2 protein-coding genes and 1 tRNA gene are annotated in these 14,137 nt (G+C 70.2%); 2 read left to right on the top strand and 1 reads right to left on the bottom strand.

Translation table 11 applies throughout. From position 1 onward, the window contains the following. Positions 1 to 15: 15 nt before the first annotated feature. Positions 16 to 87, top strand: a tRNA-Val gene (locus tag AC0662_RS24645). Between the two features lie 3 nt (positions 88 to 90). Here the strand turns inward: AC0662_RS24645 and AC0662_RS24640 are convergent. Then, positions 91 to 1,197, bottom strand: a complete 1,107-nt coding sequence (locus AC0662_RS24640; RefSeq protein ID WP_478303500.1) for a serine hydrolase domain-containing protein — start codon at positions 1,195 to 1,197, stop codon at positions 91 to 93. A 502-nt stretch (positions 1,198 to 1,699) separates the two neighbouring features. On the opposite strand from AC0662_RS24640, the gene AC0662_RS24635 reads away from it, so the two are divergent. Then, positions 1,700 to 13,630 carry an amino acid adenylation domain-containing protein gene (locus tag AC0662_RS24635; protein WP_478303498.1) on the top strand — a complete coding sequence of 3,977 codons (11,931 nt, stop codon included), beginning with the start codon at positions 1,700 to 1,702 and terminating at the stop codon, positions 13,628 to 13,630. Positions 13,631 to 14,137: the final 507 nt, after the last annotated feature.

Below are 14,137 nucleotides of genomic sequence, written 5' to 3'. Positions count from 1 at the left end.
GCGGTCGCTGGATCCGGGCGAATAGCTCAGCGGTAGAGCGCTTCCCTTACAAGGAAGATGTCGGGGGTTCGATCCCCTCTTCGCCCACCCCTATTTCTTTCCGAACACGGCCTTGACCAGGCGGTCGAGGGCTGGGGGGAAGATCTCCAGGAGGTTGACGTCGGCGTCGGCCATGGTGATGGCGGCGGTAAGGGTCTTGGTGCCGTCGGCGGTGCTGTACATCAGGGCGCCGTACCCGCCGGGGGCGCTGCCGTTGTGGTGGTAGAGGGTCTGGCCGTCGACGTCCTGCTTGAACAGGCCCAGGCCGTAGTTCAGCGGTCCGCTCTTCGGCTCCGGGGTACGCATCTCGGCCAGCAGGTCGGCGGGGATCAGCTTGCCGGCCTGGAGTGCGGAGGCGAACAGGTGCAGGTCGCGGGTGGTCGAGAGCATGCTTCCGGCGGCGAACAGAAGTGACGGGTTCTGCTCGGTGACGTCGACGACCTTCCACTCCTCGCCGTCCTGGTAGCGGAAGTAGCCGTGCGAGTGCGACCCGGGGATGTCGGTCCGATCACCCGGCTGGATGGTGCCCGTCAGGCCGAGCGGCTCGATGATGCGGCTCTGCAGTTCCTCGGACAGGGTGCGACCGGTGACCGCCTCGATCACCAGCGCTGCGACGGTGTAGTTGGTGTTCGAGTAGCTCCACTCGGCGCCCGGCTCGAAACGGGCCGGCTTGGCGAGCGCGAACTCGACCAGCTCGTCCGGCGTGTAGCCCTGCAGGCGGTTGTCGGCCCACTCCTTGCCGGTCGCGGGGAGGCCCATGACGACGGTGCCGTCCGGGTAGTACTCACCGGTGTAGTTGAACAGCCCGCTCGTGTGGTTCAGCAGCATCCGCAGTGTGATCCGCGGGTCCAGCTCGAACCGGAGCAGGTGACCGGCCACCGGGCCGTCCAGCTCGAGCTTGCCTTCGGCCACCAGTTGCAGCGCGATCGTCGAGACGAACGTCTTGGTCACGCTGCCGACCCGGAACTGACCGTCCATCGGCGGCTGCTCGGTCTGCCCGATCTCGCGGATCCCGGCAGTACGCACCCACTCGCCGTGCTCGTCGTGCACCCGCAGCTCGAGACCGCCGAACCCCGCGTCGACAAACTCCTGCACGGCCTTCTGCAGCTCAGCCCGGTTCTGCTCGACGGTGCCGTGGTCCGGGGACTGGATCGACATGTTTCGTACTCCTCATTCGGTGGTCTTGCTGACGTCGACAACACTCCCCGGGAGCCCTGACATGGGACCGCCACAGCGCTGACGCGGCGTGACGACGAGCAGCTGGTACGCCGCTCGCGGGCCGCTGATCGGGCACGGGTGCACGGCTTTCGTACGGCGCGTATCGGAACCCGCCGTCACTCGTTGGAAGCATGTCGGCGGTACCAGGGTTCCTGCCGGAATTCTTAACCTTCGGCTGGTGAGAACGGACTCCTCCAGGGCGGGTCGCGGCTGGTAGGGTTCACGGCTGTCGGTCGGCGCGATGACGCACCGGGTGCCCCCGGTCGCGGCATGGTTCCGGCAGGTGGAAAACGGGGCTGCTGTCGGTGTGAAGTGAGGCGGGTCTGCCCAGAACCCGCTCCGTCCAGTTGGGGAGGCACGTGTCCGTGGGTCGCCAACCGGCCGGCGTCTTCCCGCGTCCCGTCGTACTCACGGGTGAGTCTCTGCTGGTGGTGGCATCGGCGTGAGAAGTGGTGCGGACCGGCCGGCGATCTCCACCGGGCCGGCGTTGATGATTCCTGCTGGCTACCCCCGCGACCTGCCGAGCGCGTTGCTCCGGGCGGCGCGTGACTACGGCAGCGCCGGCGTCGTCGAGATCGGGCCGGACGGGCGCGAGACCAAGCTCGATTTCCCGACGTTGCTCGAACTGGCCGCGCGGATCCTCGCCGGCTTGCGCGCGAACGGCGTACGGGCCGGTGATCCCGCGGTCGTGCACTGCACGGAGCCTGTCGGCTTCTTCGCGGCATTCTGGGCCTGCACGCTCGGTGGCATCCGGCCGCTGCTCGTCGCGCCGCACCCGGCCGGCGACCGTACCGAGGAGGGCCGCGAGCGGCTCCGCAAGATCACCGACCTGCTCGGCTGGACGGTGCTGATCGGCCGCCCGTCGGATCTGCCGAACGACCTCGGCCTGCCGGTTCTCGACCCGGACGCGATGGCGGGGCATGAGCCGACGTCCGACTTCCATCGACCGGCGGCGGACGACGTCGCCGTACTGATGCTGTCGTCCGGGACCACGGGCGCGCCGAAGATGGTGCAGCTGACGCACCGCGGGCTGGTCGAGTTCGCGGCCGGTACGCCGGCGATGCTGCCGGTGCGGCCCGGTCAGACGACGCTGAACTGGCTCCCGCTGGATCGCAGCGGCGCGTTCCTGCTGTACCACCTGCTGCCGGTGTTCACGGGGTGCACGAACATCCACGTGAACGCCGACTGGGTGCTGGCGAATCCGCTGCGCTGGCTGGACCTGATGGACCAGCACCGGGTGAACCACTCGTGGTCGCCGAACTTCGGGTACCGGCTCACCACCCAGGCGATCGCGGGCGAGCCGGACCGGCATTGGGACCTGTCAGCGCTGCGCAGTCTGGTCAGCGGCGGCGAGCAGATCACGGTGCCGGTGGTGTCGGAGTTCCTGCGGGTGACGAACCGGTTCGGCGTGGTGCCGGAGACGTTCGTCGCGGCGTGGGGGATGACCGAGACGGTCACCGGGATCACGTTCGCCCGGCCTGGCCTGACGCCGAACGTGCACCGCGTACGCATCCCACCGACCGGTGTTGTCGAGTGGGTCGACCAGCGCCCGTCCTCCGGCAAGGTCGCGGTCGCACGCCCGGGCAAGCCGCGGACCGAGGCGCCTGGCGTCCTCAGCCTGGTGTCGGTGGGCGCGCCTGCTCCCGGTACGACGGTGCGCATCGTCGCACCGAACGGCGCCGTACTGCCCGAGGGCCGGATCGGTCAGCTGCAGGTCGCGTCCGCGCGCGTCACGCCCGGGTACCTCGGCAATCTCGAGGCTGACCGCGCCGCGTTCCCGGTCGGCAACTGGCCGGCCCGCAAGTGGCTCGCGACCGGCGACCAGGGCTTCATCACCGGCGGCCAGGTCGTCATCACCGGCCGCGACAGCGAACGCATCATCCTGTCCGGCAAGCTCCACTACGCCCACGACATCGAGTCCGTCGCCGCCACGGTGGTCGGCGCCGAACACGGCCTGCTCGCCGCCTGCGGCGTCGCCGACGAGGTCACCGGTACCGACCGCCTGGTCGTCTTCTACGCCCTGACCCCGGACTCCGTCCCCGGCATGGACCAGGCCATCCGCAGCCTGATCCAGACCCGCCTCGGCCTGCCCGCCGAGGTCGTCGGCGTACCGCGCCGCGACTTCCCGACCACCCCCAGCGGCAAGATCCTCCGCCCCCTGCTCAAACAACGCTGGCTCGAAGGCACCCTGGAACACCAGACCGCCCCCCACGTCGAACCAGCCGGCGCCACCTCCAGCTCCGGCCCCACCGGCCAGGGCCCGTCAACCACCCCCGAAACCACCCCGTACGCCGACGAGGACGCCTCCGAACGCACCACCGAACTCCCAGTGGTCCGCCTCGCCTGGAAACGCGAACTCCAACAATCCATCCCCACACCCCCCGAACGCCCCACCCTCCGAACCACCCCGGACCCCGCCCCGGCGACCCCGGAGTCCGCACCGTCTGCCTCCGAGCCCCCTCAGGCTGCCCCGGAGTCCGAGTCGGTTGCCCCGGAGTCCGCACCATCGATCTCGGAATCCGCGCGACTTGCCTCGGAGCCCGCGCCATCGTCTGAGCCCACACGCTCTTCCGAGCCCGCGTCGGCTTCCGAGCTCGCGTCGCCCTCTCAGCTCGCACCGCCGTCCGAGCCCTCGCGCCCGTCCGACTCGACGCCGTCCTCTGGGCCCGCGCCACTGTCAGATGCGACGCCGGACTCTGCAGTCACACCTGACTCTGCGCCCGCGGCTGACTCTGATGATTCCAAGGCGCCAACGGCCGCCTCCGCGCCGTCGCCCGGCCACGAGCTGACCTCAAGACCACCCGCCTCCGCAACGCCCATCACGTTGGCGCCAGCCCGCCCTCCGGCACCCACCGCTGAGGCCACCGAGCAGGCAGCGGACACTGCGGAGACCGACGCAGCATCCAGAGGAACCACAACCGACGTACCCGATTCCAACCTGCAAACGGCTGACAAGACTGAGCCGACCGCAGACGACGAAGCAGACACCGTCGAACTGCAACGGGTACCAACGCACCCCGAGCCTGCCCAGCCGACCGTCAGCTCCAAGACAACCGACGTCCGCCGCCAGTACGCCGCTCCGCCAGCGCCGGCCAACGACTCGGACGACTCGCCTGCAGGCCAAGGCCCAGCAGACACCTCTGCCGACCCCAAGCCCGTCAAGGCCACCGCCCCCTCAACTAGCGCGGACCTTCACGACAACCACGCCCCAACCACCATCAACGCGACCGCCGTAGCGGTGCCTGAGGCAACCACCGACGCAACTGCGGATGAGGGTGCCGACGCAACCACTGACGCCCCCGACGATGCGGTCGATGCGACAAACGCCGAGGTAGCCGCCGACGCCAGCGCGGACAAGGCTGCCGAAGCAACTGAGGACCTCGCCGCTGCGGACGGGACTCCAGAGACCGCAGCGGACGATGCCACCGACGCCGAGCCAACGGCTAACGCGGCCGCCGACGGGACCACCGACGCCACCGCGGGCACGGCGGCAGATGCAACGGCTGACGCAGAGGCAACCGCCGATGGCACCGACCTGCGTGCCGATGGGAACTCGGTCACGACCTCTGACGCAACGGCCGACGCTGTCGCCGAGCCGAGCGCTGACGACACCGACACGCGTACTGACGCATCCGTCGACGCCACCCCGGTCACGGCGGCTGACGCAGATGCTGAGGCGAGCGCCACAGCTATCGACGCGCGTTCCGATGGGACCGCAGACGCCGCTGATGAGGCGGTGACCATCGCGTCGGCAGAACCGACCGACGACGCCACTGACACCACCGAGGACACGAACGCCGACGCAGCTGCTGACGCGACCGACGACGGCACTGACACCACCGCGGATACGACCGTCGACGTAGGTGAAGGACCGACGGTTGGCGTGGCTGCAGGTACGACCGGTGGGGCTGCCGAGGTCACTGATACGGCTGACGACGAGAGCGCTGAAGTAGCTGGGGATGAGGCCATTGCGTCGCCGATCGTTGCCGACGGCACCGTTTCGGAGAGCACCGCCTCTGACGACTCCGAGGACTCAGAAGACACGACGTCCGTTGACGATTCCTCCGGGCAGGTCTACGACGGTGAAGCCCCGGCATCGGAGACGGCAGCATCTGCGGACCTGGCGTCGGTGCAGAAGTCGGGCTCCGAGGAGACCGACGGCGAGACCGAGCAGGCTGGCCGTACGGTCGCCGGCGAGGCGGTTTCCGGCGACGAGACCCTCGGGGACGGTGCGTCTCAGGAGACGGCTGACGAGGCCGACGGCGAGGCGGTCGACACCACCGACGACGGGACGTCCGACAGCGCCGACGGCGGGACGTCCGACAGCGCCGACGACGAGAAAGCCGGCGCGCTCGGCGACGCCGCCGCTGCAGTTGAGCCGGTGGTCGCTGGCGCTGCAGTCTCGGGTGATGTGGCATCCGCTGCTGTGGCCTCGGCTGACGTTGCGTCTGGCGAGACGGATGCGGATGGCGAGGTCGTTGGCGGGATCGACACCGAGGTCGCGGCTGTTGAAGGCGCGGTTGCTGGCGGTGTGATCTCCGGTAGTGACGCGGCTGGCGAGGTCGATGGCCAGGTTGAGCTGGCTGAGCAGACGGCGTCTGGCGACGCGGGCTCCCCGGACGTTGCTTCTGGCGACGCTGGCGGTGAGGCCGGCGATGTGGTCGTGGCGGGCGAGGCTGGCTCCGAGGATGCGGGCTCCGGTGACGTGAGCTCGGACGGCGCCGATGTCGTGAGCTCGGTCGGTGCGGGCGTGGAATCGGATGGTGCCGAGGGCGTTGGCTCGGACGGTGCCGAGGATGACTTTGAGACGACTGAGCTTCCGGCTATCTCGGTACCGGTGAGCACGGCGGCGTCTGCAGCGGACGACTCGTCGGGCGACGAGGTTGAGTCGGCGGGCACGGCGCCTGTTGGAGCCGAGCAGACGCAGGTCGTGGAGGATGGCGCGGCGTCTGGCGAGGTTGGCGGCGCGGCGTCCGCGGGTGGCGTGGACGACGTACCGCTGCCGTCGGATGCCGATGACGCGGAGTCGGTAGAGGCTGCTGGAGTTGAGTCCGCGCGGGTTGTGGGGGATGGCGCTGAGTCCGCGGGCGTGGACGGCGGACCGGCGGTATCGGATGCCGTTGAGGCGGAGACTGCTGGAGTTGGGTCGTCGCGGGTCGTCGAGGATGGCGCTGGCTCCGCGGGTGGTGGGGACGACGTACCTGAGGCTGTTGAGGCCGCAGATGCGGTCGAGTCGGATGTTGTGGCGGGTGGGGCTGCGGCTGGCTCGGTCGTGGAGCGGCGGGCTGCGGCTGAGGTTGTGCTGGCTGCCTCGGTTGTTGATGTGTTTGCGGCGGGTGGAGACGGCGGTGTGCCGGCGCTGGTCGAGGGCAGTGCTGATGAGTCGGTAGCTGGCGCGGAGTCTGTCGGGGAGACGGCTGCTGGTCGGTTGGCGGCTGCGGATGGTGCGGGCGAGGATGCGCCGGCTGCTGGGGTTGAGGTGGCGGCGGAGGAATCGACGGCGGCGGTCTCGGCTGACGTGCAGGTGAAGAACCTTGCACGGGTCGCAGAGGCCGAGCAGGTCGCAGAGTCCGAGCAGACCGCGGACGTCGAGCCGGTCGCGGATGTTGAGCCGGTCGCGGATGTTGAGCCGGCTGCGGACGCTGAGCAGGCTGAGGACGCCAAGCAGGCTGAGGACGTTGAGCAGGGCGAAGACGTTGAGCGGGCTGAGGACGTCGAGCAGGTCGAGAACGTCGAGCAGTCCGAGGGGGCTGGGGACGTTGCGGGCGCTGGGGTTGCGAAGGGTGGGGAGCCTGCTGGGCAGGGGATGAAAGCTGGGCAGGTTGCTAATCCTGCTCGGGTTGCTAGTGGTGGGCGGGTTGTTGGGCCTGGGCGGGGGGAGAAGGGGGCGCCGGGTGCCTCTCGGCGGGCTGGGGTTGTGGTGGAGCCCGTGGCTGTGGTGGGGGTGGCCGGGCGGTTCCCAGGGGCGGAGACGCTGGAGGCGTTTTGGGACAACCTGGTCGGGGGAGTGGAGAGCGTTCGGCGTGGGGTGCCGGAGGCGGGGGACGGGGTTGTCTCCGTCAGTGGGGTGCTGGATCACGTCGAGTCGTTCGATGCGAAGTTCTTCGGGTTGAGCGACCGCGAGGCCGAGCTGATGGAGCCGGCGCAGCGGTTGTTCCTCGAGGTGTGTCACCAGGCGCTGGAGCACGGCGGGTACGCCGGTACGACGAGCCGGGTCGGTGTGTTCGCGGGCTCGGGGATGAATCTGTACAACCGGCAGCACCAGTCGCGGGACTCGCTCGCGACCCGGGTTGCGTACCGGTTGGGGCTGACCGGGCCGGCGATCGGTGTGCAGTCGGCGTGGTCGTCGTCGCTGGTCGCGGTGCATCTGGCGTGCCAGGCGTTGCGATCGGGGGACGCGGATCTCGCGCTCGCCGGCGCCGCCGCCGTACAGGTGCCGCAGGCAACTAGTTATCACCCGGCGCCGGGGTCGATCCTGTCGCCGACCGGGCACGTCCGGGCGTTCGCCGCGGACGCCGACGGCACCGTGGGCGGGAACGGCGTCGCCGCGGTGCTGCTGAAGCGGCTCGACCAGGCGCTGGCCGACGGTGACACCGTGTACGCCGTGATCCGCGGTACGGCGGTCAGCAACGCCGACGCACCGCCTGCTCACCAGGCCGACCTGATCGGGCGCGCGCTCGAGCGGGCCGGGTTCGACGCGGACTCGCTCAGCTACATCGAGGCGAACGGGATCGGCAGCCCGACCGCCGACGCCGCCGAGGTGAAGGCGCTGACGGCCGCGCTTCGTCGGCAGACCGACAAGGTCGGGTTCTGCGCGCTCGGATCGGTGAAGTCGAACATCGGCCACCTGGACAGTGCCGCCGGGATGGCAGGCCTGATCAAGACGATCCTGATGCTGCAGCACCGAACGCTGGTGCCGACGATCAACTACACCGAGCCGAACCCGGCGCTCGCCCTCGACGGCAGCCCGTTCGTCGTCAACACCGAGGTGCGCGACTGGGAAGCGGGTACGACCCTCCGCGCCGGCGTCAGCGCCCTGGACGCGGGCGGGACCAACGCGCACGTGATCCTCGAGGAAGCGCCGCGCCAGATCCGCCGCGGTGACGACGGCCCCGTCGTACTGCCGCTGTCCGCACCCGACCCGGACGCGCTCGCGGATCTGGTCGAGCTGTACCGCACCGACCTCGGCCACGGCACCGGCCACCGCCTCATCGATCTCGCCGGTACGGCGGCCCTCGGGCGGCCCGCGCATCGGCACCGGATCGCGGTCGCCGGTGCGACGGAGTCCGAGCTCGTCGATGCGCTCGGCTCCGCGCAGGCGACCGAGATCCCGCGTGGTGGGCCCGGCCCGCTCGGGTACGCGTTCACCGGGCAGGGCGCCGCACGGCGTGGCATGGCCGCTGGGCTCGCGGCTCGTTTCCCAGTGTTCCGCTCGGTGCTTGACGAGTGCGACCGCGTCTATCACGAGGAGACCGGCGGCAGCCTGCTCGAGCTCCTGCTCACCCCGGCCGGTACGGCGGAGGGCGTGTGGCCGACCGAGACGGCGCAGCCCGCGCTGTTCGCGTTCGAGCTCGCCCTGGCGCGCCTTTGGCAGTCGTTCGGCGTGCAGCCTGCGCTGGTCGTCGGCCACAGCGTCGGTGAGTACGCCGCTCTGTGCGTTGCTGGTGCGCTCTCGCTCGCGGACGGCGTACGCCTGACTGCGAAGCGCGGCGAGCTGATGCAGCGCGGCACGGTACCGGGCGCGATGGTTGCCGTCCGCGCCGACGCCGACCGCGTTCGGGAGATCGCCCGGACCGCCGGCGTGGAGGTTGCCGCTGGCAACGGTCCGCAGTCGTTCGTGCTGACCGGGTCCGAGGTGATCGTTGGCCAGCTCGCGGCGCAGTTGGACCAGCTGGAGGTCGCGTGGCAGCGGTTGGACGTCGACCGGGCGTTCCACAGTTCGTTGGTCGACCCGATACTGTCGGACTTCGCGGAGATCGTTCGCGAGATCACGCTGAAGCCGCTGCGGACGCCGATGGTGTCGAGCTGGTCGGGTGACCTGCTCGAATCCGGGACAGTGCTGGACAGCGACTACCTGGTCGGTCAGCTGCGGCAGCCGGTGCTGTTCGGTGACGCGGTCGAGGCAGTCACCGCCGCCGGGTGCCGGCGGTTCCTCGAGCTCGGGCCGGACGCCGTACTGAGTCCCGCCGGTCGCCGGATCGCGCCGAACAGCACGTGGATCCCGGCGCAGCGTCTCGGCCAGGACCCGGTGCTCGCGACCATGAACGGTCTCGCCGAGCTGTACGAGCAGGGCGCCGAGATCGCGTGGGCGAAGGTCTACGCGGACGGTGGCCGGGTCCCGTTGCCGACGTACCCGTTCCGGCGGGTGCACCACCCGGTCGACCCGTCGGTGACGGTGCACAGCGGCCCGGGTACGGCGATGCTCGTGGAGACCACGCAGCGCACGCAGCCGAACCCGTTCGAGCGCGCCGCGCGGGCGCAGGCCGTGGTGTTCGAGCCGCCGTCGAACGCGGCGGTGAAGCGGATCCCGCTCGACCCGCCGGAGCCGGTCGCGGGCGATCTGGTCGGGACGATTGACGATGGCGTGGACGACGGGGAGCGGTCGCCGTTCGCGTTGCCCGCCGAGACGCATCAGATCGATGCGGATTACCTGGCGCAGGCGGGGTCGCTGTCGGGTGACGCGATGTCGGCGGAGCGGTACCGCGAGTCGCTGGACGTCGTACTGGACATCACTTGCGAGGTTCACAACCTCGACCCGTACGACCTGACTGTGGATCACACGTTTGCCGAGCTGGGGGCGACGCCGGCGTCGATGGCGCCGGTGATCGACGAGCTGAACAGCCGCTTCGAGGTGGAGCTGGCGCCGGACGACCTGTTCCTCAGCTACACCACGCCACACAAACTCGCGACCGCCGTCGCCGTCCTAACCGCCGAGCCGGAGCCCGAGCCCGAGCAGCCGACGGGGGCCGCGGGGGATGAGGCCGCAGCGGACGGGGTCGCCGAGGGCGACGTTGCCAAGGACGAGGTCGCCGAGCACGAGGTCGCCAAGGACGAGGAGTCGTCTGACGAGCGACGGTCCCAGGTGCAGGCGTCCGACGAGCAAGAGTCCGAGGCGCAGGCATCCAAGGCGCAGGCATCCAAGGAGCAAGGCTCGAAGGAGCAGGTTTCCGAGGGGCGGACGTCCGAGCAGGAGATGTCCGAGGGGCAGGTGTCCGACGAGCGCGGTTCCGAGGAGCCGGATGCGCGTGCTGCGCTGGCTGTTCTTGGTACCGGGCTTGCCGAGCTGGCGGCGAAGGTCGATGAGGCCGCCGCGGCGACCAGCGAGGCCGAGCTGCCGGGCAGCGGGATGGCGGCGCTCATGTCCCAGCAGCTCCGAGTCGCCGGCCAACTGGTCGATGGCGTCACCAAGCTGATGCGCGAACAGCTCGCCCTACTCGTCGAGCCGACCGAACAACCAGCCGACGACCCGCGGAGCGACGGCGCAGACCAGGCCGATGGCGCGGACGCCGGTGGCGACGCGGACCCGGCCGGTGGTGAAGCGGGCCGATCTGGTGAACGCGCGGACCTGGCTGGCGACGACGCTGACGCCGCCGGTGACGAAGCGGACGTAGCTGGTGACGGCACGGACCCGGCCGGTGGCGCGGACGCCGCCGACGATGCCGACCTGGCCGGTGACGAAACAGGCCGCTCCGGTGAGGGCGCGAACCTGGCTGATGGCTCCGGTGCTGACGCCGGTGACGACGCGGACCTGGCCGGTGACGACGCTGACTCCGCCGACGTCGACCCGGCTGACGTGGACACAGCCGACGTTGAGTCGGCGGGCGCGGACTCGGTGGACGTGGATGCGGTCGGCGTGGACTCGGTTGACGGGGACCGGGCAGGTGTGGATTCAGCGGGCGTGGACTCGGCCGACGCAGTTTCAGCGGCCGTTGATTCGGCCGACGCAGATTCAGCGGCCGTTGATTCGGCCGACGCAGATTCAGCGGCCGTTGACTCGGCCGACGCGGACTCAACCGACGTGGACTCGGCTGGCGTGGACTCGGGTGACGGGGACTCGGCGGAGACCTGGGTTGGTGACGAGGGGCGCGGGTCTCGCGGTGCGGCGGAGGCGGGCCCGGATGATGGGGCGCGGCGGCGGGAGTTTGCGTACTGGCAGCAGGTCCTGGCTGGTGCCGAACCGTTGGTGCTCCCCGCGGATCGGGTTCGTGCTGCCGGTGACGACGATGTCGCCTCGGTGAAGCAGGAGCTCGACGAGGAGCTCGGGGACGCGGTTTTCGCGTACAGCCGGGAGCGCAAGCTCAGTCCGGTGATGACGATGCTCGCCGCGGTCGCGACCGTGCTCGGCCGGTTCGCGGCGCAGGACGACGTGACGATCGGCTCGGCGCTGATCCGGCCGAAGGGTGACACGTCGACCGACCCGCGCCGCCCGTTGCCGTTGCGGATCGACCTGTCCGGCGAGCCTGACCTCGGCGAGCTCACGCAGCGGATCCGCGACCTCACCACGGCCGCGTTCGAGCACGCCGGTACCGATCTGGCCATCCTCGAGCGGGACCCGCTGTTCCAGATCCTGGTCGACTTCGAGGACGGCGACGACGAACTGCCCGCGACGGTCGACCTGCGGTTCCGGCTCACGCATCACGGCGCCGGCATCACCTGTACGGCGGACTACCGGTCCGCACTGTTCGAGCAGCGCACGATCGAGCGCCTGCTCGACTACCTGGCCGAAGTGTTGCGCAGGGCAACTACCCGCCCGAACCTCCGGCTGCCCGAACTCACCCTGCCGATCGAGTCCGACTTGGAAGCACTCCGCGAGCTGGAGGCGGATGCCACCCCCGCCGGTCCGGTCGGCCGGGTACGCCGGGACGCGGTCGTCGCCGGTGAACTCAGCGGACTGCACACCCTGTTCGAGCAGCAGGTAGCCCGGACGCCGGACGCGATCGCCCTGATTCAGGGTGAGCGCGAGCTGACGTACGCCGAGCTGGACCGCCGCGCGAACGCAGTCGCCTGGCAGCTGGTCGATCTGGGCGTGAAGCCGGGTCAGCTGGTCGCCGTCCGTGTCGCGCGGGGCACCGAGATGGTCGTCGCCGTGCTCGCAGTCCTGAAGTCCGGTGCGGCGTACCTTCCGCTGGATCCCGGCGTACCGGAGTCTCGGTGGGCGTTCATGGTGCAGGACGCGGCGACGGTGGCGCTCGTCGGTGACGACGCCGCGCTCGCGGACCGGCTCGGTCTGCGGCTGGTTCCGGTGGCGGCGCTCGACGGTGACGCGCGGGCGCGGCAGGCGCCGCCGGTGCGGGCCGCGGCGGACGACATCGCGTACTGCATCTACACCTCCGGCTCGACGGGGAACCCGAAGGGCGTCGTGGTCCCGCACCGTGGCCCGGTGAACCTGGTCCGGCACTACCTGCGGACCCGGTCGTCGCTGCGGACACTGCAGTGGACCTCGTTCGGGTTCGACGTGCATGTCCAGGAGATGTTCACGACGCTGGCGTCCGGTGCCGCGCTGGTGCTGATCGGCGAGGACGACCGGTACGACCCGGATGCCGTCGTCGCGGCGCTCCGTGACCACGGGGTCGAGCGGCTGTTCATGGCGTTCAGCCCGCTGACCGCGCTGCTGGCCACGATGCGGCGGCTGCCCGAGCTGCCCGCGCTGCGGGAGATCGTCGCGGGTGGTGAGGCGATGGTGCTGACGCACAAGGTGCGCGACTTCCTCGACGCGCACCCGGAGTGCCGGCTGTTCAACGAGTACGGGCCGGCCGAGGCATCGATCGTGACCACGATCCACGAGGTCGACCCGGCCGAGGACCGGCCGTCGATCGGGCGGCCGATCGACGGGGTCGTCGTACGGCTGCTGGACGCCGCGCTGCGGCCGGTTCCGATCGGTGCAGTCGGCGAGATCCACCTCGGTGGTGCCGCCGTTGCGCAGGGTTACATCGGGCGGCCGGACGAGACCGAGCACGCGTTCGTCGCGGACCCGGGACACCCGGGCGCGCGGCTGTACCGCAGCCGGGACCTCGGTCGCTGGCGCGCCGATGGCACCTTGGAGTACCTCGGCCGCGCGGACGACCAGGTGAAGATTCGCGGTCACCGGGTGGAGCCCGGCGAGACCGAGCACGTGCTCGCGGACCAGGCCGGTGTGGTCGACGCGGTCGTGGTGGCCTGCTCTGACCCGGCCGGTGACACCTGCCTGATCGGGTACGTCGTTCTGGAGGACAGCGATCCCGCCGTACTGGCGCGGCTGATGCTCGACCTGGGCAAGGAACTGCCGATCTACCTGGTGCCGGCGGACCTGATCCCGATCGAGGAACTCCCGCTCGACGACAACGGCCGGCTCGATCGTGCCCGGCTGCCCGAGCCGGAGTGGCTCAGGCCTTGACCGGCTGGGCAGGGTCCGGGCCCAGATCATCCGATCTGCACCGTGGGCGGGGATCACGCCGGTAGCAGCCCCCCTGCGACCACCTCCGCCGTCCACGATGCAGAGCTCGCTCGATCCCATCCCTCCGAGAGATCGAACGCTGCCGAGTCGATCGGACGGCGCCGGATGTGTTCTGGTTCCTGCCTGGTGCGGACCTGCGGGTTCACACGATTGCGGCGGGAGAGTGCCCTCGCCCGCCGCTCACGTGTGCCGGTTGATCCGAAGCCCCCTCCGATCAACCATTGCCGACCGTTCCGAGCCCCCCTCGACCGGTCGGGGATGACGGTGCCCCCACCCCATCCATCCGTTGCATCGCGTGGAATGCGGCAGTCGTTACACAGATTCCTGAGATTCGTAAAAATTGAGCAAAGATGCGCGAGAGTGCGCTTTCCCTGCCACAAGACCAGGCAAAAGATCAGGCAGGCCTGTCCAAGGATCTGAACAGGCCTGCCCGAGGGTCTGAAGAGT

This window comes from Kribbella sp. NPDC043289, assembly GCF_056436705.1.
The sequence above is the reverse complement of the archived record's forward strand: the minus strand, read 5'-3'. Positions and strand labels throughout refer to the sequence as shown.

Excerpts from the sequence above, each read along its gene's own strand:
- AC0662_RS24640 (WP_478303500.1), bottom strand. The coding sequence starts at position 1,197 with ATGTCGATCCAGTCCCCGGACCACGGCACCGTCGAGCAGAACCGGGCT.